Source organism: Amycolatopsis anabasis (assembly GCF_009765355.1).
Taxonomy (GTDB): domain Bacteria; phylum Actinomycetota; class Actinomycetes; order Mycobacteriales; family Pseudonocardiaceae; genus Amycolatopsis; species Amycolatopsis anabasis.
In genome coordinates, this window is sequence record NZ_VTHK01000007.1 from 253,355 (window position 1) to 272,437 (window position 19,083).

A 19,083-nucleotide genomic window follows, 5' to 3' on the forward strand; every position below is an offset into this window, starting at 1 on the left:
GGCTTCGGCCGGGGGCTTTCTTTTTGTAAGCACCCGTTTGTCTCCTGCTCGCGTCTCGTGCTGCGCGTAGATCCTTTAGGGGATCGGCCACCGCCGATCATGACCCGGACAAGGTGAGAGGACCCCTAATGACGAAGCCGGTGAAGCTCAGCAACCGCAAGCACGGCCTGTACTCGTGGAGCAATGAACGCGACCCGTTGTCGAACGAGTGGCTTTCGGCCAACGTGTTCCGCGAGCAAGGGAAGTGGTGTGTGCGGTTCTTCGCTGCTCGACAGCACGCGAGCGTCTGGGACGAGCAGGGCGTGTGGACTCTACGCATGGTGCGGTACCTGCTCGGATACGTGGCCGAGCACTACGAGCCGGGCGACCGCGCCGACTGGCCGTCGTTGAGGTACCACGTGAAGGGGCTGGCGCGCGAGGCGTGGCTGGCGGCGGCGGACGAGGAGATCGACCGCCATAGCCCGGCCAAGACGGACGGGTAACTCGCGCCTGCTGGACTAGCCCCTGGCTTCCGGCGGGTCAGGGGCTTCTCCGTGTCCGCGCCGGGCTGGTGACAGGTATCCGGCGAGCGCGGACACCACGACGGTGACGGCCGAGGCGACAACCGGCGGCATGTCCACGTGCACGAGGCTGAGCATCCACACGAGGATGACCGCGACAGCACCGGCCACGCTGGTCACCGCGACCGTGGTGTCATTGCTTGGTTTCATCGGCGCGCCTCCCGTCGACCCTTCCGTTAAAAGCTTCCGCATTCTTCTGTCGGCCAGCGAGTTTTATAGCCGCCTGGTTCCAACCGCCAGGAGTAGTCAGCGCGGTGTGCCTGTCGTGGCAGGACTTGCAAAGCGGCCGGAGCCGGTGCCAGGCGTCGGGATCGGGGACTCCGCGGGCGATCAAGGATCGGCGGGTTTCGGGGTGGTGGTCGGCCACTGTGGCTGGCCGGTGGCAGAGGACGCAGAGCCGGTGCTCTCGGAGGTAGGTGGCGCTGGACTGCTGCCAGTCGTAGCCGTAGCCGCGCTGGGCGGCGGTTCCCCGGCGGCGGTCGGAGTCGCGGCGTTGCTCGGGTCGGCAGGTCGGGCATGGGCCGGGCGGGATTGTGCGGCGACAGGTGGAACAGATGCGCGGCGGTTTGCTGGGCATTAGACTTCGGTCGTCGTCGGTGTCGCTGTTCCGGAGAAGCCGCATCGGCGTGGTGGCCGCGCGCCTGGCGCGGCGGTATGCCGCTCCTCAGCGGGAGCTGGAACGAGGCCGGATCGTTTTCGGCACTAGGGAAACCCTCGGGGTGTTGGCCTTCGTACGGGGCCAACGTTCCGGGGTTTTCTTAGGTGGCGGGGGCTGCACACCCGTCCGGTTTCCCGGCCGGGTTCGGTCAGGGTTCTCACGCTGACGACGTGGTTTCAACGAACCGAACTCCTGGTGCAGCCCCCGCCACGGTTGCGGCCCCTGGTCGTGTGCCCGGGTCCGCAGGGGGCAAGCATCCCGTCTGGCCCGTGCAGACAGACGGGTGCTTGCTGCGGAAGCTAGTACAGTCACGCGTTTGCGAACAACTGACGCAGGTCAGGATTCCTTTGTCGTATCTGGGTTTGCGGTCGTCTTGGTTCGTCGGCGTCGGCGACCGGCATGGTAGGCGAGCACGTCGGCGACCCGGAACCTAACACCGTCCACAGTGTTCTTTGCCGGTAAACCTCGGCGCCGCCATTGCCGGACCGTGCCCGGTTGCACGTCGCACATCTCGGCCACCTCGGCGGCGTCGAGCAAGTCGTCCTGCCCGAACGTCAGCGGCTTCGGAACCGCCCAGCTCTGCCCGAGATCCCGGCACCGGTTATCCAGCTCGGCGCACGCCTCGGGGTCGGCCAGCATCAGCGCCTCCCGGTAGGTGCGGGCGACCCGGCGAGCCCGATCGAGCGGGCTGTCGCCAGGCCACGGCCACCGATCCCGGGTCATGCGGCACGTTCCACCCTGGCCAGCAGCGTGCACGAGCGCTCGTATTCGTCCTGCGTGTAGCGCTGGGCGCAAGCGCGGCATTCGATGGTTTCGTCGCCGTCCTCCCGGATCAGCGCCATGTGATCGCAGTTCGGGCAAGGCACGGGCAGGTGGTTGACCAGCCGCCGCTGCCCGGTCAGGGCACGGGCACGATAGTGCAGGTCGAGCAGGACGAGCGCACCGTCCAGCCCGTCCCGATCGAGGGTGGTCCAGCAGTCGAAGACCCAACCGGTGTGGACGACGTTGCGCAGGGCGAGGAACGCGGACAGGCCACCGGTCAGCACATGCTTGGCCCGCTCCAGCACGACGCCGGGGCGGCTGCGTTGGGTCTTCTGCGTGTCCCACCAGACACCGAGCACCTCGGCCGTGGATTCGGCCCAGCACTGCGCCTCGTGCAGCAGCTCGGCCTGCACGGAGGCGATGGTCAGGGAGATCGGGACCGGCAGCTCGGGGGTTCCCGCGACGAGCTGGCGGAGCCCATCGCGGGTTCCGGCGATCGTGGTTTCGAGGTCCAGATAGTCCCGGGGCATGTCCACAATGGCTTGACGTAGATGCCGGGTGCAGGCGTCGCACAAGCCTTCGGCGGCGTTGATCGGCGCGCCCCGCTTGATCGTCGGGTAGTCCGGATCAGTCTCATGGTGCGTGCAGCGAGAACCGCGGTAGCAGCGGTGGAGTTCAGGCATGGTTGGTTTCCGGTCTGGTTTCGTGGGCGGCGAGCAGGGCGAGGGCGAGTTTGTGGGCGAGGTCGCCGCGTAGCGGGATGACCGTGTAGCCGATGAGGAGTCCGACCTCGCTGGCCAGGTCCTCTACGGGCGGTATCCAGGCGACACCGAGGGGGCCGTGGACCTGCCAGACCTTCGAGTCGCCGTCGACGGCGGTCATGCTGGGGGCGGGGAGTTCTTCGGTGGTGACGATCAGGTGCACGGGCTCTCCTCGGGGGTGGTGTCGGTTGTGGCTGGTGCGCCGTAGCCGGCCGCGTTCAGCAGGGTCACCACGTCGCGCAGCAGCAGGCGGACGGGCACGTTGAGGTCCGGTCCGGAGGCGGTCAGGACGTCGGGGTACCGGGCGTTTTCGACGAGGTTGTACAGGTCGCCCGCGGGCATCCAGGCCCACCAGCGCCCGGGGTTGGTCTTGCCTGCTCGGCGTTCGACGGCGATGCCGTAGTCGGCGCCGCTGGCGACGGCCTGGTCAGCGGTTTCGGCGAGCACGTCGAGGACACGGTGGTCGGTGAAGTCCCCGGCGGAGGTCTTCACCTGCCAGCAGAGTCCGGGGGTGCCGTCGATGTCGCCACGGTCGCGGGATGCGCGGTCGCCGGTTTTCCAGCCGGTGCGGACCATGCGCTGCGCGTCGGGCCAGCCGTGCTCACGCAGGTAGCGGGCGACGGCTCGCTCGGCCTCCTTGCCTTTGTTGTTGGCGGCCCGGCCGATGTCGGCACGGGTGCGGCGGTCCAGGCTCGTCATTCTGCCCCTCCTCGGGCGATGGGGGTTTCGGCGAAGGCGCGCTCGAGGACCCAGGCGGGGTAGGTGTTGACGGTGCCGAACGCGGGATGCTGGGTCTTGCCGGGTTGTTCCCCGTCCTGGCGGAGGATTCGTCCGGCGTGGACGCCGACCCGTTGGAGGTAGGTGCGTTCGGTGGTGAATCCGTGGAGGCGGGCGTAGGCGAGCGCGGAGTACCAGTCGTGCGCGCCTTCGATCGAGTCCACTCGGGCCGCGACTTCCCGGAGCTGGTCGGCCTGGCGTTGCTGCTCGATTTCGAGGGTGGCCTGCTGGTCGACCAGTTCGTGCAGCGCGATCGCCCAGCTCGGCAGGCGCGCCACGCGTCGTTCCACGGTCTCGGCCTGCACGGTGCGGGCGGCGAAGTACGCCTGCGCAGCCGCCACCTCGGGCTTGTTCGGGTCGCCGTTCATCGCGACCAGGTACGCGGCCTCGCGGGAGAGCTCGTAGTCCTCGCGAGGTTTCCCGCCCGTGCGCGGCGGTTTCGCAGATCGGCGAAAATGGCTGGTCACAGCCATGCCTGTGTTACTGGCGGACTGGATCGCCCGCTGGAGCGGGTTGGAGAACCGCTCCCATGTCCCGTAGGCCATGAGCCCTTGAAGGTCGCGGGCGAACCAGAACTCCGTGCCGTCCAGACGAGTCTGCTTGATCCGGTCGAACGGCGACAGCGGTTGGCCGGAACCCGCAACGATGTCGGTCATGCTGGCCCCCATTCCTGGTCGGCCTTCTGGTCGGTGACCTGCTCGTCGTGCTGGAGCCGCCCCCAGGTGTGCACGATCTGCTGGTCGTCATCGCTTTCGCGGTCCGATGTGGCTCGCCAGGTACGGTGCCAGGCGTTGATGTGGTCGCCGTCGCCGATGTACCGGTCGGCGAGTTGCTGGGCGAGCGCGGCGGCGATGGCGAGCAGGGCGTGCCCGATGCCGAGGTCGAGCCAGAGCCCGGCGTCCTCGTAGGACGGGCCTTGCCGGTCGGCGAGGTCGAAGCACTCCTCGGCTTTCCGGTAGTGCTCGGGTCCGTTCATCGGCTTCTCCGGTGCTGGTCGGCGTGGGGGCAGTCGGTGAAGTGGCTGGTGTGCAGCACGAGTCCGGCGTCGTGTGCTCCGGCGGCTTGGTTGCGGCGCAGGACCCCGGCGACGAGCTGGCCGTCTTGGACGGCCAGGAGCACGTTGCCGCGTTCGGGTGCGGGCTCGGGGTTGACCGGCATGGGCTTCCCGGCGCGGGTGGTCGCCCACAGGATCGGTGCTCCGCAGGTGCCGCAGGTGCCGCGCCAGCGGTCGAGGTTGGTGGTCATGGCGGGTCCTGGTGGTTGGTGGGCCAGCCCATCGCGTCGTTGAGGAGCTGGCGTCCGCGCCGTGCGCGGTCTTCGGCGTCGGGGTCGTGGTTGCACAGGACGGTGCCCCGGTAGCCGTCCTCGTCGCAGAGCGAGCAGTTCGCGATGGCGCGGCGCTTATCGGCCGTGGTGGCGCGGAGTTCGGCCTGCCGGGCTTCGACCCGCTTCTCGTAGGCGTCCTGCTCGGCCTGGCGCCGGGCGCGTTCACACGCGCCGCAGCGGGGCGGGTCGTCGTCGTACTCGTGGTCGAGGCACCGGACCGCATTCGGGGATGCTCTGGCCGGTGTGGTCGAACGGCCCGAGGAGGGCGGGCGAGCGGGCGCTTCGGGCGCCTGCGCGCTCGCGCGCCCTCCCGGGGAGCCCTGTAAGGGCTCCCGGTCGGGTCGGGTCGGGAGTTCAACCACACCACCAGCAGGTGCTTCAGCAGCCGCTTCGGCAGACGCTTCAGCGGGTGCTTGCCGTGTGCTTCGGGCTTTCCCGCTGGCCAGACCACCTTTGCGTCCAGCCTCGGCCTTCTTCCGTCGTTCTTCCTCGACTTCTTCCTTGCTGGGGTTCCGCTTGGTTCCATCGCTGTCCGCTTGCCATTCGTGGAACTCGTAGCCTCCGCGCACTCGCCGCCATAGCCGCGCGGTCACTAGCTTCCGAGCCTGCTCGTCCGCGCCTGCCGGGAATAGCCACGGGAGCTGATGGTCTGGGATCAACCCGTCGGTGAGGTTGTCCGACGACCAGGAGCCAGCGACCACCCATAGGGCCAGAGCGGCGGGATCGTCCGCGAGGACCTTGCGGACCTTGTTGTGCGAGTGGAACTTGTCGTCCACTTTGAACCACGGCATGGCCGGTCAGGACTCCAGGCTGCCGAGCACGGCGTCGAGCATCCGCTTCGGCTCGTCGCTGTCCAGGACCCCGGCGAGGGTGTCGATCGCTTGTGCAGCCTCCTTTTTAGTCAGTTCGTTGGATGAGGTGAGCGTCCGTTGCACGAGCAGGCCGACGATGGTGAGTTTGTCCCCGCGGTCGTTCACGTCCAGTTCGCCGAGCTGGGCGTGCAGCTTGTCGAGCTGGGAGCGGGTCACCATCGCCTCTGAGTCATCCTGGACAAACTCGGCCGGGCGAGGGTCTTCGTGCCCGTCGTCGCCGGGCAACGTGGGCGGCGGGGCGGCGTTCTGCACGGGGGTCTCGGCCGCGTCCGGCGAGCGGGTTTCACCCCGCGTCTCCCCCTTGCTGGGCGCGACCCCGGGGGCACCGTTTTTCGGCGCTGTACGGCGTTTTGCGGTGCGTTTGGCAGGGGCAGGCGGGTTCGGCCGGGCCGGGCCGGTAGGGGCCGTTACCGGGCCGTTGACGGCGTCGGTCTCGGGGTAGTCCCCGTCCTCCAGTTCCTCGACGGTCAAGGCGATGCCGCCCACCACATCGGCGAACTTCCTCCGGCACAACCTCGTGGTCGCGCGGGCGTACAGCTTGTCCTCGGGGTAGCCGCCGAGGTCGATCTTGGCTCTGCGCGCCTGGTCAGCCGTGAACGTGACCCTGGTCCAGGACTCTTCGTCCCGGCGGCGGCCTTCCAGGACGACGCGGGTGTCGGTGACCTCGATGTCGCGCAGGTGATGCCCGGCGGCCAGCACCATGCCCCGCATGATCTCGGCGGACTTACCCGGCTTGCCCTTGATGATGTGAATGTGCTGAAGCGAGGTCATCGGGCCGAGCCCCATCTCCCGGCCGGTCAGGATCGCGGCCGTCACGGCGGCGGGGTTACCGCGCATCCCCTCGGGAACGAACGGGGTGTCCGCGATCTGGGCGGCCAATCGGGACACGTCGCGGACGACGAGCACCCACTGATCCAGCTCGGTCGGGGCCTGGTGAACCGGCTGGGCGGCGGCGACCTCGCCGCCCTCGTAGCGCTGGAGTTCGCTGCTCACGCGCTCACCTCCAAGGGGGGAGGGAGGATCGCATCGCCCACGTACTCGCGGGAGCGGGCGCAGGCGCGGGAAACCTCTCGGATGTAACGGAATTCGCGGAGCTGCTGCGGCCCCGCATGCATCGGGTACAGGTCGAATCCATCGGCGCGCACGTGGATCACGGCGCATCCGTCCACCTCGATCATCGGCCGCTCATGGCCGTCGCCGTCCACATAGGCGTCGGAGTAGCGGTACCCGGCGAGCTGCCACGCCGTCTCGCCGAACACGCCGGACCGGCTGGTCTTGATGTCGCACAGCAGCCGCTTCCGCAACGTCGGGAAGTCCGCGATGAGGTCGCCTGTTCCGGCCCACCCGTAGGAGTGCGAGACGACCACGAATTCCACGAGCACGGGTTCGATCTGGAACCGGTCGAGGAAGTCGACGTAGGACTCGACGTGTCCGGCCAGAGCGTCGGGCACCTCCACCTCGGCCCCGGCGACCAACTGCTCGGCGAGTCGATGTACTTCGGTGCCGCGTTTCGCGGCGGCGTCCCGGTCGGCGAACCGCGCCCCGGTCAGCTCCTTAAGCCGCGCGGACGGGGCCAACTCGGCGAGCTGGTCCCAATGGTCGATCGCGTACTCCGCGGTCGTGTTCGCCGCCCAGTTGATCAGCGCGGGCTTCGGGACACCCTCGGACAGGATCGTCGTGACACCCGGGACTTTCACACCGTTGGCGTCCACGTAGGAATGGCCTCGGCCGTGGTTGCGTCGCCGGATCGGTGGGGTGTACTCGCTCACGCGGCGCCCCCCCTGCGGTCGCCGGGCGCGGACAGCCGGACGCGACGGCGCACGGGGGTGACCGTGCAGACCAGAAACGCCACGGCCGGGAGCCCGCACAGCTCGCACACCACCGACGACGGCACCCGGTAGGGCGGGCCGTCCGCCGGGCGGAAATTCCGGGGCGCGGGGGTGGCCGTCACCACGGCGGATCATTCAGGCCGTCGTCCCCGGCCTCGGTCTCGTCGGACTCGGGCTCGGGCTCGGCCTGCTCGTCGCTGGTGGTCGGGCGTAGGGCGTCAATGGCCTCCTCCAGTTCCAGCGGTAGTTCGACCTTGCCGGTCCGGCGCTCGTGCTGGCGGCGCAGCAGCCGGTGCAGGGTTGCGGCGTCCGCTGTGGCTCCGGTGAACGCTTCGGCGGCCAGGATTTCCGCCGTGGGCACCACGTCCCCGGTCCGGACGTTGGTGCGGATCTCCTTGGTACGCACAAGAAGCACAGCAACGTGCACGTCGTCCGGGTGATCGATCAGGGACGCGGCGATCGAGGGCATCCCGTTCCGGTCGTCGGCCGGAAGGGCGGGAGCGAGTTTGACCGACACGGATCGGTCTCCTTCCTTGGTTCACGGGGCGGGGTCGCGGCCGGTCAGGACCGCCCGTATGCGGGCAAGGTCCTTCCAGGTCGGATTGGTGGGGTTCGAGGCCAGGTTTTCGATCAAGGCCAGGGCCTCGGCGAGGCGGTCTTGCAGCAGCGCGAGCGCCATCCGGTCGTTGACGGCTCCGCACGCCAGCCGCGCGTCTTCACTGCGGTGGAAGGTCGCGACGGGCCGGTCCAGGTCATGGGGTCGCGCGCCGCGCTGCTCGTACACGTGGAGGTCGACGTGCGGCCCTTGTCGCCACCTCACGCTCTCATCCCCAACGCGTCGCGAAGCTGGCGGAGCCGCCGCTCAGCTTGCAGTGCACGAGCTTTCCACTGCTCCCGCTCCTCGAGGATGGCGTCCAGTTTGGCCAGCCGGTCCATCAAGTCGGTCAACGGCATGTCGAGCACGGCGTCCTTGGCCGGGCGAAGCCCGTTGCGGCGGCGATTGTGCTTGCCCAAATGTGGCCGGATGCTGCGCGGGTTCTCGCTGGTGTAGTCGCAATGCGCGCAGCCGTACACGGTCGAGCCGTCCGCGAGGGTCAGCACTCGTGTTTGCGGCTGGTAAACCGGCTGTCCGGAGCGATCCGTGAACGGGGCGACGTGGGGCGTGTCAGCAACGACCGCTACCCCATCGACTTCAGTCGCGGTCATGGGCACTGTCCTTTCCGGCTGACTGGTCCTCTCGGTCGCCGAAGATGAGCCCGGCAATGAGCACGTCGAACCCGACGGTCGCCCAGCCCCACCAGTCGTGGGCGAACTCGATGTCGAACAGCAGCAGCCGGAGAATGACCAGCAAGGCCACGACGCGAAGGCTGATCGTCACGGGATCGTCTCCGGGGGGTCGGCGGCTTCCCGTCGCGGTCGGCGCGGGAACTTCAGCCGCGTCCGCTCCCGCCGGGCCGGGTACTGGTCCCACAGCTCGGGGTGGTCCCGCCACAGGCTGGTGAGGTCGATACCGGGGCGCGACTCGACTTCCCGGATCACGGCCGGGTGGCCGTCGATGGTGCCGACCTCGGCGTCCCCGAGCAGGTCGAGCAGTTCGCGTTCGGCGGCGCGCGCCCGGCCGGCGGCGGCCCGTCCGTCTCGCGCCCGACGCACCAGTTCGGCGGCGTGGTCGAGTGGAACTTCGCGAGTCATGCGGACCGCCGCCCGAGGTGGCCGCGGGCGCGGTCGAACGCGAGCACCTCGACCGGTGCCGGGCTGACCCACCAGCGTGTCGGGAGCGCCCCGCCGCCTTCGATCATGTCGCGCGCCAGCGCGGGAATCGCGTGGTGGTGCGCCCAATGTGGCCAGGGTTGCATGTTGGTCGTGGGCCGGACTTCCACCCGGTTTTCGGTGCGGTCGCACCCCAGGTGCTCGATGGTGAACCCGAGCGCGGACCGGTCGGGCAAGTGCAGATCGGTCAGCCACACCAGCGCAGCGCCGAGCCAGGGATGCGGATTCGGGAGCAGGGCACGCTCGGCGATGATCCCGTTCAACCGGTGGTTACACGTGTAGTGGTACAGAATCGGTGGCAGTTCGTTGAGGTCCACGTTCTCTCCGGGGCGATGCGAGGACAGAGGTTCAGGCCGGTGGGACGCGGTGAGCTACTCGGTGCCCGGCCCGACCTCGGGCACGTCTAGCTCTGGCTGCTGCGGCATCACCTCCTCCTCGGGGTCCTTGTCCGGGTCCTGCAGGGGCTTGGGGAGGAGCCAGGCGACCCACCGGCCAGGGCGCCCCATGCCCGGCGGAGGAGGTAAGCGGTGCTCCAGACCAGCCACAACAGCAGCTCGACCAGCGCGGACCGCCTGGTCAACGCGTGCGAGTGAGGGCTATCGGCCATGGTGGATTCGCCTTTCAGGAAGTGATGGGTGGTGCGCCCACCCCGGCGGAATGGGGGCGTTCGCGGCGGGGTGGACGCACCCTGCGCGGCCCAGGGGAGTCAGGCCGCGCGGCCCGTCCGCCGACGACGGCGCGGACGCGCATCGGGGTGTCTCCGCGTGCTCGCAGGCTCGGCGGCGGCCGCCGGGGGCAAGGTCACAGGGCGAAGCAGCCCGCTGACCTGGCGGATCACCTCGTCCGGTAGCGGTGGCGCGCTGTCCACGAGGCCCACGATCGCCGCCCACTCGTCCTCGGGCAGCGTCGCGCCAGCGGCGGCGCGAGCCTTCTCGACGGAGGCGCGAATCTCGGCGGCGTTCTTCATGCTGCGTCGACCGCCTTGACGTACGGGCCAACGAGCTCGGGGCAGTCCAGCTCGAACAGGGAGCCCCGCTCGACCTCCAGGGCGTCCTCAATCCGGGCCGCCGTATCCGGGGTCACCGTGGACCGCTTGCCCTGCATCAGCAGGTTGATCGAGGTCGGGGTCAATCCGCTCCGCCGCGCGAGTTGGCGCTGGGAGCCCTTGGCCATTGTGGCCTCGACCAGGGCGTTGAGGTCGCGCACACGTACTGAGACCGTCATGCGGGAGTGGCCTTTCGTTTTCTCACTCGGAGCGCATCGGTCGGCAGGAGGGTGAGGATCTGCGTGGTGCGCGGTTCGTTGAATGACGCCCAGGCTAATCACGTTCAAGACACGCCGTCAACACCCAAGAAACCCCCGATTCAGTGTCAACCGTGATTTGATTACGTGTTCTCTAACGACCGCGCTAAGTAATATACCCCGATCGGGCCAAAAGGCGAGGAATTCCATTTCCCATCCTTTCGCCACTCGCCGCCACCTCACCGACGGCGAGCCACCCGCTCCATGCAGCGCAGGTGCAGGACCTGCAAGGACGCCACCGAGCACGCGCCCCAGCAAGGACAGCCATGTTCCCTTCAACGTAAATCGACCAACTCTCGAAAGTTAGAAAGAAGTTGGAATTAGCTAACCCCAACTCCGGGTCCAAGTTGGCCAACTCTAACTCAGCAAAAGGACGAGCTTTCAATAACCTGTGTTGTCGAAACCGCGTTGATCTCTATGGCCGTCCTGGGCGGCGAGCAAGACAAAGTCGAAATCCGAGCGAGAAATCCCGATCGATTGTCGGAGAAGCGAACCACCACAGAGCACAGACCCTTCTGCGAACAAGCGAGCCCCCGGTCAGCTTGGCTGGCCGGGGGCTCTGCTTCGAACGAGTTGGCTACTTCACCAGCTTCCACGCCACCTCGGCCATGCGCAGGATCGGCAGGGCGGCGAACTTCTCCCGGAACCCTTCCTTATTCTTGGCCGCGTCCGAGTCGTACACGGTGAGGATCGCGTTCGCGGTCTGCGGCTCCATGACCACGCCCTCGATCTTGCGCATCACGAACTTGTCCCGCACCTCCCGCAGAATCACGATCTTGTCCGGCTCGGTGTCGGTCGCCTCTGGCAGAAGGTCAGCGAACTCGGCCATGTCCGCGTACGACCGCCAATCCTCGGTCTCCCGGCAGCCGCAGCAGTTGACCGCCCGGGGGTTCTCGGTCATCACCGGCTCGGCCACCCTGCTCGCACAGGCCGTGCGCCCCGGATTGACCGGCGAGCCGAAGTGGACCGTGACCTCGCTGGCGAGGTTCGCTTCGGTCCAGCCCTGCTGAAACTGGCGCATGATGTCGGCCCCGCGCATCGTGGCCTCCACGGACGAACATCTCGCGTACTCCAAGTCCGCGAGGGCTCTGGCCACAGTGGCGTTGAGCGCTGGTGTGGCCGGTTCGCCCGCGAGGAAGGCTTGTCGGCCCACCTCCACGAAATCCGGTTCACCGGCCATCGGGCACCTCCATCACGGCCACGCCAAGCGCCTCCGCAGCCGAGGCCAGTTCCGTCGCCACGTCGTACTCGGCGTCGGCAGAGTCACCCTCAGCCGCAGCCCGGAACGCGGCGACTGCGTCCCGGACCGTGGTGGCCAGAGACTCGATGTCCAAGACGGTCATTGGGTCACCTGCCGCACTTCGAGCACGCGGTCACGCGGGACCTTGTGCGGCCACGGGAATCCCGCGTTCACGCCCACAGTGGTCCGGTTGACCTTGAGCAGCCGGTACCACCCGTCGTCGGTTCGCACGGCGTTCGCCGCCCGCAGCTCGTCCTCGGTGTACGGGACGGGCGCCGACTTGCGCAGCCACTCCACCCGGGAGAGACAGAGCTTGTACTCCCGCTCCGCTGCTTCGTACGCCTTGTACGCCTCCATGTCCAAGTCGAACTTCTTCTCCGCTTTCCTGGCCTGCGTCGGAGTCGTGCGCCGCCGGATACCGGACACAATGGCCGGATCGGTCTCCGCTTCGGACCCGGGCGCGGTGCGCGCATCGAACTTCCGCTTCAACCGATCCCGCTTCTCCTCCGCGGACTTCAGAGCATCCTCGGCGAGCGCCAGCATCTCGGCATAGTTCTTGACCGTCACGTTGAGGGTCGCCATTACGAATCCAGCCTCCGCTCCGTGTGATCGTGCAGCGGGATCGGAAGCCGGTGCCCGAACACAGACTCCCAGTCCTTCGAGCAGTCGGAGTGGACGATGTAGGCACCGCTGGCCTGGTACCCGCGCCGATCGGAGGGACACGGTTCAGCAGGCCGGGCCACCACGCAGCCCGGCGCCGTTTCGCTCAGCACCACCAAGGGAAGTCCCTCCTGCACGGGCCTACCCTGCACAGGAAGACCCACGACGAAGACCTCCTGGTAGTCGAGGTTCCCGCTGATGGGATTGTTGGGGTTCGGGCGTTTGTTGTGCCAACTCCGCAGGATGGCCGCCCGCAGACCACGCACCGGTTCGTTGCTGCTCATCGCTCATCCTCCCGGCTTCGTGTCCCTGGTTCAGGTTGGGGAAGTTCGATGACGAACGCGTTTGCTAGGCGTTGATCTATGCTGGCTATCCTCGTGTTTAACGACTTCAAAAGCCCTTCCGTAGACTGGTCAAACCGTCGAATAAAGCGGTCGATCTGTCGATCGACTTCGCCGTCGATGCGGTCCTGAACCTGTTGGACAGGGTTGCCGCTGAGGAACTGCTCGATGTCCCTCCGGGCGACCTTGAGGTCCTTCAGGAGCCCGTGAGCCTCGCGGGTGGCCTCCTTACACGCCTCCGTGGCCTGCTGAATCTTTCGAAGGAGCTCCTCGCTCACGCGGTCACCTCCGCCGAAGCTACCGCGTCCTCAACGAGTTCCCTACGATCGGCGTCGCTAACAAGATCGTCCAGATTGGCCTCGCCGACATGCCTACCCGGCTCACGCCACTCCACACCTGACGCCTCCGAAACCCCAAGGCTGAAGCCGTGCTCGTCGTACACTTCGGCAACCACCACGATGAACACCAACCCCTTGTTAAGGAATGCCTCGTAGTCGTGTGCCGAGTAGGTACCCTCCGAGAACGACAACGGAGTACAGTCGCTGTCGAACCGGTCCGGCCGGACCGTAACCGTCCATCCCTGCGGCAAAACAGCTCCCCATTCAGCGAGCTTTTCTGCTGTTACCACCTGCTCACCTGATTCCAAGTTCCCCTTGATCACGAGCGCGCCTCCTGCCTCGGCGCCAGCGGCGCGTCGTCGATTTCAGTCACGTGGAACCTCGTGATCAAATAGCCGGGCCTAATCAGCGCCCTGAGCTGGTCACTCGCCTCCTTTGCGGCAGCTTCCGAATCGGCCGCAGTCACAACGCGCGTGAACCGCGAGCCTTCGTCCAACTCCATCTCCACCCGGAACTCGTGCGACTCCCCCCGCATGACTGACGCGGAGGAAGCCGCGCCATCACTGTCAGCCCACAAATCTCCGGATAGAACGACTTGCGTCCGGTCGTTCATGCGATGGCGGGGAGTCATTGCTGTACCTCCGCCAACTCCACGGTCGCTTTCGAGCGCGCTTCAGCTACTCGATTTCTTTTTGCCAATGTTCGGGCCTCTCTACTAATGTCCGGGTCCAACCAGGGGTTCCTGGCCGCGCCTACGATACTCCGAGGGACCACAAATGGCTTGGGGCCAGCAGAAAAACCCGCTTTCTAGCAGACCAAAAGGGGGTGTGTCATAATTCGGGGGTGGGCAAATCCACGCTGCTGCGCCTGCTGGCGGGGCTGGAGGAGCCGCAGGCCGGTTCCGTGCGGCGCGGGACCGATCTCGGGTTCCTGCTGCAGGAGTTGCCCTTCCCCGGCTCGGCCCGGTTCTCCGACGTCATCGACGACGCGCTCAGCGAGATCCGGACCGCGGCGGCGCGTCTGGACGAGCTGACCGAACGGCTGGCCGAACACCCGGAGGACACCGCGACGCTCGACGAGTACGGGCGGGTGCTCGACTGGGCGCAGTCCCACGACCTGTGGGACGCCGACCGGCGCGCGAAGCTGGTCTGCGCCGGGCTCGGCTTGGGCGGCATCGATCCCGGCCGGAGCCTGGACACCCTTTCCGGCGGGCAGCGTTCCCGGCTCGGGCTCGCCGCCCTGCTGATCCGGCAGCCGCGAACCTTGCTGCTGGACGAGCCGACGAACCACCTGGACGACGCGGGAATGGACTTCCTGGAGAAGCACCTGGCCGCGTTGACCGGCGTGGTGGTGCTGTCCTCGCACGACCGCGTGTTCCTGGACGCGGTGTGCACCGACATCGTCGACCTCGACCCGGCGCTCGGCGGCCCGACCCGCTACGGCGGGGCGTATTCCGACTACCTGGTGCGCAAACGCGCCGAGCGCGCGAGATGGGAGCAACGCTATGCGGAGGAGCAGGACGAGCTGAAGGAGCTTCGCGAAGCCGTCGCGGTGACCGCGCGCAACGTCGCGCACAACCGGCCGCAGCGCGACAACGCGAAAATGCTCTACGACTTCAAGACCGGCCGGGTGCAGAAGCAGATCTCCCGGCGCGTCCGCAACGCCCAGCAGCGCCTGGACGAGCTGGAACGCGACCAGGTCCGCAAACCGCCCGCGCCCTTGCGGTTCGCGGGCGCCCTCACCGGGGAGACCGCCGAGGAGAGACTCGCCCTGTCCCTGCGGGAGGTCGAGGTGCCCGGAAGACTCCACATCGGACAGTTGGATGTGGACACTTCGGCCCGGCTGCTGGTGACCGGCGGGAACGGCGCGGGCAAATCCACCCTGCTGCGGGTGCTCGCCGGTCGGCTGGCGCCGGAACGCGGTGCGGTGCTGCGCGGGCGCGGGGTGCGCGTCGGCCTGTTGGAACAGGATGTCGCGTTCGCCGATCCGGCGCGGACCGCCCGCCGGACCTACGCCGAGGCGGTCGGCGAGCAGGGCCCGCCGCTGAGCACGCTCGGGCTGCTCGCCCCGCGTGACGTGGACCGGCCGGTGGCGCGGCTCTCGGTGGGGCAGCGCAGGCGGCTCGCGCTGGCGATCCTGGTCGCCCGCCCGCCGCATGTGCTGTTGCTCGACGAACCGACGAACCACATTTCGCTGACGCTGGCCGAGGAACTGTTCGACGCGCTGGACACCGCACCCGGCGCGGTGGTCATCGCCTCGCACGACCGATGGCTGCGGCGCGGCTGGTCCGGGCGGCGGCTGCACCTCGTCGACGGAAAGGAGGAACGCTGATGTCAACCCAACTCACCGCACGCGACGTGGCCAAGGCCTACCCCGGCCGCGTCCTGTTCCGGGGCGTCACCTTCAGCGTCCGTCCCGGCGAGCGCGTCGGCATCGTCGGCGAGAACGGTTCCGGGAAGTCCACCCTGCTGCGGATCCTCGCGGGCCTCGACCGCCCCGACGCGGGCGAGGTCACCGTGCGTGCCGCGGGCGGGATCGGTCACCTGAACCAGGTGACCGACCTGCCGGGTACCGCGCTGGTCTCCGACGCGCTCGACGGCGCGCTGATCGACCTGCGCACGCTGGAGAAAGACCTGCGTGCGGAGGAACGCGCGCTGGCCGAGGGCGGCGGGGACCTGGCCCGCTACGGCGAACTGACGGCGGCGTTCGAGGCCCGCGGCGGGTACTCGGTGGACACCGCGATCGCCGAATCACTGGCCGCGGTGGGGCTCGACGGGCTCGCGCGCGATCGCGAGCTCGCCACCCTGTCCGGCGGCGAGCGGGCACGGCTGGCACTGGCGGCCGTGCTCGCCGCGGACCCGGAACTGCTGCTGCTCGACGAGCCGACCAACCACCTGGACGCCGATGCGTTGTCCTGGCTGGAAAACCGGCTGCGACGGCAGCGCGGCACGGTCGTGGTGGTTTCCCACGACCGGGTCTTCCTCGAGCGGGTCGCGACGGCCCTGCTCGAAGTGGACGCGGACGCGCGGGAGGTGCGCCGCTACGGCACCGGATACGCGGGCTACCTCCGGGAGGCCGCCGCCGCCCGGGTGCGCTGGGAACAAGCCCATCGGGCGTGGCAGGAGGAGATCGCGCAGTGGACCGAATTCGCGCGGACGACCGCGTACCGGGTGGCGCCGGGGCGGCCGATTCCGGACCACAACAAGTGCAAGTACCACGGTGACGGGCGGCGGGTGCAGCAGTCGATCACGACCCGCACCCGCGGTGCCCGGGAACGCCTGCGCCGCCTGCGGGCGGCTCCGGTGCCCGCTCCCCCGGCGCCGCTGCGGTTCACCGGCTCCCCCGCCACCACCGGCACGGAGTTCGACGGGCCGCTGGCCGAACTGTCCGATGTGGACGTTCCCGGGCGGCTGCGCCTCGAGGGGCTGACCATCCAGCCGGGTTCGCGGCTGCTGGTGTGCGGGCCGAACGGCGCGGGCAAGACCACCCTGCTGCGGGTGCTCGCCGGTGAACTCGAACCGCGCACCGGCACGGCCCGGCGCGCCGGGCGGGTCGGTTACCTGCCGCAGGAAAGCACCCCGGCGGATCCACGCCGTTCGGTCCTGGCCGAATTCGCCGCGGGTCGCGCCGGCACGCGGGAGGAGCACGCCGAGGCGTTGCTCGGCCTCGGCCTGTTCCGCACGGCGGTTCTGTCGTTGCCGACCGGGATGCTCTCGGTCGGGCAGTACCGGCGGCTCCGGCTGGCGCGGCTGCTGACCGAACCGGTGGACCTGCTGTTGCTCGACGAGCCGACGAACCATTTCTCGCCGGTGCTCGTCGAGGATCTGGAGGCGGCGCTGGACCGCTTCGGCGGCGCGGCGGTGGTGGTGTCCCACGACCGCGCGCTCCGCCGCCGCTTCCCCGGCCCGGTGCTCGACCTCGGTGCGCCGAGCCCGGCCGCGACGCGTTAGGACCGGGGTTCGCCGTACCAGCGCCATTTCGTGCGGCGCGGGTGGCCGGACAGTTCCGCGCGGCCCGTGGCCCACAACAGGGCGGGCCACGGGTCCGCGGTCTCCGGGACGTCCGGGAACAGCCGCGCGAGCACCCGTGCACAGAGGTCCGCGGGCGGGGTCCACGCCAGCCCGAGGCCCTCGGCCAGATCGTGGGTGTGCACCAGCGTTTCCACGATTCCCATCGCGGCGAAGCCTTCCGCGTCCGACACCCCGAAACCGTGGTAGGCGCGGACGTGCGGCGGAGTGGTGCGCACCATGGCGACCAGCAGCGCGCCGCTCGCCTCCAGCACCTGCAGCAACCCGGCGGGGCCCGCCGACCGGTCCGCGTGGATCGCGTTCGCGGGCCCGCCGGGCCGCCGGCTCTCCCAGACGAACGGCACCTCGCCGTCCAGCGGCGGCTGCCGGGGACCCAGTTGCGCGGCGTAGGCGAAGAGGTCGTCGCTGAGGTGTTCGACGGTTTCCCAGCAGGTCCGTTCCAGGGTTCCGGCCTTGTCCTCCCAGGCCGCCGCGGGTGCCTCGCGCAGGGTGGCGACGGCGAGCCGGACGGCCTGGTCGAGGTCGTCCGCGGTGACCGGCGAGGCTTCTTCGGTTGATCGGGGCATGCGGAAACCGTAACGCGGTTCAGGATTCCCCGGTGGCCGCCCATTGGTGGGTGGCGCCCCGGTGCAGGGCCGCGTAGATCCGGTCCCGCATCAGGTTCGCCTCGTGGTCGGACAGGGTGCGCCGCAGGTGCCGGAGCACGATCCGGACGAGCACGTTCTTCTGGTCCGGGCGCGCGCCGAGGCGGGTCAGCGCCCGGGCGGGCAACGCGGCGCACGGGGTCTCCCGCAGGATCTCCACCGATTCGACGCTGTCCGCCTCGTCGCCGAGCGCGTCGCGGACGCGGTCGCCGAGGTCTTCGGCGAAATCGTCCGCGTCCACGGCGAGGGAGAGGTCGCGCCGGATCGGCGGCATCGCCGAGACGGGGTGGTACGGCGACAGGTCGCCCAGTTGCGCCGCGACGGCCGGATGGGCCGAGCGCAGCAGCCGGATGTCCGGGATGCCCTTGAGCAGCATGAGCATCCGGTCGAGTCCCATCCCCAGCGCCAGCCCGGTCCAGGAGCCGTCCAGCCCCGCCTTGGCCAGCACGCCGGGATGCGCGAGGCCGCATTCGGCGACCTCGACCCATTCCCCGTCGCGGTGCACGTCCACCTGGCGGCCGCGCTGGGTATACGGGTGGACGCGAGCCTCCCGGCGGTCGGTCGCCCCGGGCAGCAGCGCGCCGAGCAACGCGGTGATCATCTCGTCCAGGTCGGCGTCGCCCAGCGGGGGTGTGCGGCGGGTGAGGCGCCACAGGTCCAGCTGGTGCGGGGTCCCGGTGTGCAACCGATCGATCGCGTCGCGGCGGTACACCACTCCCGGGCACACCAGCAGCACGTCCTCGGCCGGATCCGCGGCCAGCGACCGCAGCGCCGCCGGGATCATCGCGCTGGAATGGCTGCGCAGCATCCGGTCGCCGTCTACGTACCGGGTGTACCGGGCGTCGCGGGTGACGTCCGCGCTGTCGTAACCGAGGTTGTCGTAGTTGTCCGCGATGGACACGATCCGGTCGCCCCGCCACCAGCGGACCTCGCAGCCCCAGGCATCCGCCAGCGCGGTCACCGCGCGGTCGAGGACGAGTTGCAGGGCATGCGGGCCCGCGGCGGGATCGGTCAGATCGCGCACGGCCAAGTCGCGAGCGAGTTGATCGGGGGTGAGCTGGGTACGCACAACGGCCTCCGGAGTCGAGCGGATGGGAAGAGGGGTTCTGCTCCCCCTGACCCGCGAGCTCGACGAGACCGGTCAGCGCATACGGCGTGGCGAAACCGGGCCCCCGCGCCACCCGAGGTGGGCCAGGGGGCCGGTAAATCGGCGAA

32 protein-coding genes and 1 pseudogene are annotated in these 19,083 nt (G+C 69.0%); 3 read left to right on the forward strand and 30 right to left on the reverse strand.

Translation table 11 applies throughout. The features are described 5' to 3' along the window. Positions 1-128: 128 nt before the first annotated feature. Positions 129-482 carry a hypothetical protein gene (locus tag FXO23_RS12215; protein ID WP_158884058.1) on the forward strand — a complete coding sequence of 118 codons (354 nt, stop codon included), beginning with the start codon at positions 129-131 and terminating at the stop codon, positions 480-482. 15 nt (positions 483-497) lie between these two features. On the opposite strand, the gene FXO23_RS12220 is transcribed toward FXO23_RS12215, so the two are convergent. From FXO23_RS12220 to FXO23_RS12350, 28 genes are all read right to left on the reverse strand, one after another. Further along, a complete protein-coding gene (locus tag FXO23_RS12220) occupies positions 498-710 on the reverse strand; it encodes a hypothetical protein (protein WP_158884060.1) in 213 nt (70 codons plus the stop codon). Positions 711-1,554: 844 nt separating this feature from the next. Continuing rightward, positions 1,555-1,941, reverse strand: a complete 387-nt coding sequence (locus FXO23_RS12225) for a helix-turn-helix domain-containing protein (protein WP_158884062.1) — start codon at positions 1,939-1,941, stop codon at positions 1,555-1,557. Beyond that, positions 1,938-2,663: a hypothetical protein gene (locus tag FXO23_RS12230; RefSeq protein WP_158884064.1), complete on the reverse strand. Its 726-nt coding sequence runs from the start codon at positions 2,661-2,663 to the stop codon at positions 1,938-1,940. Before FXO23_RS12230 ends, FXO23_RS12225 begins: the two co-directional genes overlap by 4 nt. After that, a complete protein-coding gene (locus FXO23_RS12235; RefSeq protein WP_158884066.1) occupies positions 2,656-2,904 on the reverse strand; it encodes a hypothetical protein in 249 nt (82 codons plus the stop codon). Before FXO23_RS12235 ends, FXO23_RS12230 begins: the two co-directional genes overlap by 8 nt. Next, positions 2,895-3,440, reverse strand: coding sequence for a hypothetical protein (locus tag FXO23_RS12240; RefSeq protein WP_158884068.1), 546 nt, complete (start codon positions 3,438-3,440; stop codon positions 2,895-2,897). Before FXO23_RS12240 ends, FXO23_RS12235 begins: the two co-directional genes overlap by 10 nt. Then, positions 3,437-4,174: a hypothetical protein gene (locus FXO23_RS12245; RefSeq protein ID WP_158884070.1), complete on the reverse strand. Its 738-nt coding sequence runs from the start codon at positions 4,172-4,174 to the stop codon at positions 3,437-3,439. Before FXO23_RS12245 ends, FXO23_RS12240 begins: the two co-directional genes overlap by 4 nt. Further along, on the reverse strand, positions 4,171-4,494 hold the full coding sequence (locus FXO23_RS12250) for a hypothetical protein (RefSeq protein WP_158884072.1): 324 nt from the start codon (positions 4,492-4,494) through the stop codon (positions 4,171-4,173). The genes FXO23_RS12245 and FXO23_RS12250 overlap by 4 nt, the downstream gene beginning before the upstream one ends. Further along, entirely contained in the window at positions 4,491-4,763 is a 273-nt protein-coding gene (locus FXO23_RS12255; RefSeq protein ID WP_158884074.1) for a hypothetical protein, read from the reverse strand. The genes FXO23_RS12250 and FXO23_RS12255 overlap by 4 nt, the downstream gene beginning before the upstream one ends. Beyond that, on the reverse strand, positions 4,760-5,620 hold the full coding sequence (locus FXO23_RS12260; protein WP_158884076.1) for a hypothetical protein: 861 nt from the start codon (positions 5,618-5,620) through the stop codon (positions 4,760-4,762). The genes FXO23_RS12255 and FXO23_RS12260 overlap by 4 nt, the downstream gene beginning before the upstream one ends. Before the next feature lie 21 nt (positions 5,621-5,641). Next, the gene (locus FXO23_RS12265; protein ID WP_158884078.1) at positions 5,642-6,709 is read right to left on the reverse strand and encodes a hypothetical protein; all 1,068 of its coding nucleotides are present in this window, start codon (positions 6,707-6,709) and stop codon (positions 5,642-5,644) included. Further along, the gene (locus FXO23_RS12270; protein WP_158884080.1) at positions 6,706-7,485 is read right to left on the reverse strand and encodes a hypothetical protein; all 780 of its coding nucleotides are present in this window, start codon (positions 7,483-7,485) and stop codon (positions 6,706-6,708) included. Before FXO23_RS12270 ends, FXO23_RS12265 begins: the two co-directional genes overlap by 4 nt. Next, the gene (locus FXO23_RS12275; RefSeq protein ID WP_218951965.1) at positions 7,482-7,670 is read right to left on the reverse strand and encodes a hypothetical protein; all 189 of its coding nucleotides are present in this window, start codon (positions 7,668-7,670) and stop codon (positions 7,482-7,484) included. The genes FXO23_RS12270 and FXO23_RS12275 overlap by 4 nt, the downstream gene beginning before the upstream one ends. Further along, positions 7,664-8,062, reverse strand: coding sequence for a hypothetical protein (locus tag FXO23_RS12280; RefSeq protein ID WP_158884084.1), 399 nt, complete (start codon positions 8,060-8,062; stop codon positions 7,664-7,666). Before FXO23_RS12280 ends, FXO23_RS12275 begins: the two co-directional genes overlap by 7 nt. Before the next feature lie 21 nt (positions 8,063-8,083). Then, entirely contained in the window at positions 8,084-8,329 is a 246-nt protein-coding gene (locus tag FXO23_RS12285) for a hypothetical protein (protein ID WP_158884086.1), read from the reverse strand. Positions 8,330-8,361: 32 nt separating this feature from the next. Further along, positions 8,362-8,751: a hypothetical protein gene (locus tag FXO23_RS12290; protein WP_158884088.1), complete on the reverse strand. Its 390-nt coding sequence runs from the start codon at positions 8,749-8,751 to the stop codon at positions 8,362-8,364. After that, positions 8,738-8,923: a hypothetical protein gene (locus FXO23_RS12295; protein ID WP_158884090.1), complete on the reverse strand. Its 186-nt coding sequence runs from the start codon at positions 8,921-8,923 to the stop codon at positions 8,738-8,740. Before FXO23_RS12295 ends, FXO23_RS12290 begins: the two co-directional genes overlap by 14 nt. After that, positions 8,920-9,237 carry a hypothetical protein gene (locus FXO23_RS12300; protein ID WP_158884092.1) on the reverse strand — a complete coding sequence of 106 codons (318 nt, stop codon included), beginning with the start codon at positions 9,235-9,237 and terminating at the stop codon, positions 8,920-8,922. Before FXO23_RS12300 ends, FXO23_RS12295 begins: the two co-directional genes overlap by 4 nt. Continuing rightward, positions 9,234-9,632 (reverse strand): hypothetical protein, encoded by a 399-nt coding sequence (locus tag FXO23_RS12305; RefSeq protein WP_158884094.1) that lies wholly within the window; start codon positions 9,630-9,632, stop codon positions 9,234-9,236. The genes FXO23_RS12300 and FXO23_RS12305 overlap by 4 nt, the downstream gene beginning before the upstream one ends. Before the next feature lie 54 nt (positions 9,633-9,686). Beyond that, positions 9,687-9,821: a hypothetical protein gene (locus tag FXO23_RS52235; RefSeq protein ID WP_281356510.1), complete on the reverse strand. Its 135-nt coding sequence runs from the start codon at positions 9,819-9,821 to the stop codon at positions 9,687-9,689. Positions 9,822-10,021: 200 nt separating this feature from the next. Further along, positions 10,022-10,282 carry a hypothetical protein gene (locus FXO23_RS12310; RefSeq protein ID WP_158884096.1) on the reverse strand — a complete coding sequence of 87 codons (261 nt, stop codon included), beginning with the start codon at positions 10,280-10,282 and terminating at the stop codon, positions 10,022-10,024. Further along, positions 10,279-10,539 (reverse strand): helix-turn-helix transcriptional regulator, encoded by a 261-nt coding sequence (locus FXO23_RS12315; RefSeq protein WP_158884098.1) that lies wholly within the window; start codon positions 10,537-10,539, stop codon positions 10,279-10,281. The genes FXO23_RS12310 and FXO23_RS12315 overlap by 4 nt, the downstream gene beginning before the upstream one ends. A 655-nt stretch (positions 10,540-11,194) precedes the next feature. Continuing rightward, complete coding sequence (locus FXO23_RS12320; protein ID WP_158884100.1) at positions 11,195-11,797, reverse strand: hypothetical protein; 603 nt, start codon at positions 11,795-11,797, stop codon at positions 11,195-11,197. Further along, the gene (locus FXO23_RS12325) at positions 11,787-11,960 is read right to left on the reverse strand and encodes a hypothetical protein (protein ID WP_158884102.1); all 174 of its coding nucleotides are present in this window, start codon (positions 11,958-11,960) and stop codon (positions 11,787-11,789) included. The genes FXO23_RS12320 and FXO23_RS12325 overlap by 11 nt, the downstream gene beginning before the upstream one ends. Then, positions 11,957-12,439 (reverse strand): hypothetical protein, encoded by a 483-nt coding sequence (locus tag FXO23_RS12330; protein ID WP_158884105.1) that lies wholly within the window; start codon positions 12,437-12,439, stop codon positions 11,957-11,959. Before FXO23_RS12330 ends, FXO23_RS12325 begins: the two co-directional genes overlap by 4 nt. Next, positions 12,439-12,801 (reverse strand): hypothetical protein, encoded by a 363-nt coding sequence (locus FXO23_RS12335; protein ID WP_158884107.1) that lies wholly within the window; start codon positions 12,799-12,801, stop codon positions 12,439-12,441. The genes FXO23_RS12330 and FXO23_RS12335 overlap by 1 nt, the downstream gene beginning before the upstream one ends. Then, positions 12,798-13,136, reverse strand: a complete 339-nt coding sequence (locus tag FXO23_RS12340) for a hypothetical protein (RefSeq protein WP_158884109.1) — start codon at positions 13,134-13,136, stop codon at positions 12,798-12,800. The genes FXO23_RS12335 and FXO23_RS12340 overlap by 4 nt, the downstream gene beginning before the upstream one ends. Continuing rightward, positions 13,133-13,519, reverse strand: coding sequence for a hypothetical protein (locus FXO23_RS12345; protein WP_158884111.1), 387 nt, complete (start codon positions 13,517-13,519; stop codon positions 13,133-13,135). The genes FXO23_RS12340 and FXO23_RS12345 overlap by 4 nt, the downstream gene beginning before the upstream one ends. Next, positions 13,516-13,704: a hypothetical protein gene (locus tag FXO23_RS12350; RefSeq protein WP_158884113.1), complete on the reverse strand. Its 189-nt coding sequence runs from the start codon at positions 13,702-13,704 to the stop codon at positions 13,516-13,518. Before FXO23_RS12350 ends, FXO23_RS12345 begins: the two co-directional genes overlap by 4 nt. A gap of 329 nt (positions 13,705-14,033) precedes the next feature. Between FXO23_RS12350 and FXO23_RS12355 the strand changes: the two are divergent. After that, a pseudogene (locus FXO23_RS12355) lies at positions 14,034-15,527 on the forward strand (ABC-F family ATP-binding cassette domain-containing protein); the annotation flags it as partial. After that, entirely contained in the window at positions 15,524-17,146 is a 1,623-nt protein-coding gene (locus FXO23_RS12360; RefSeq protein WP_425484858.1) for an ABC-F family ATP-binding cassette domain-containing protein, read from the forward strand. The pseudogene FXO23_RS12355 and the gene FXO23_RS12360, both read left to right, overlap by 4 nt. On the opposite strand, the gene FXO23_RS12365 is transcribed toward FXO23_RS12360, so the two are convergent. Further along, positions 17,143-17,790: a hypothetical protein gene (locus FXO23_RS12365; protein WP_158884119.1), complete on the reverse strand. Its 648-nt coding sequence runs from the start codon at positions 17,788-17,790 to the stop codon at positions 17,143-17,145. The genes FXO23_RS12360 and FXO23_RS12365 overlap by 4 nt on opposite strands. A 19-nt stretch (positions 17,791-17,809) precedes the next feature. Beyond that, positions 17,810-18,937, reverse strand: a complete 1,128-nt coding sequence (gene srmL / locus FXO23_RS12370) for a PheS-related mystery ligase SrmL (protein WP_158884121.1) — start codon at positions 18,935-18,937, stop codon at positions 17,810-17,812. Between the last annotated feature and the right edge of the window lie 146 nt (positions 18,938-19,083).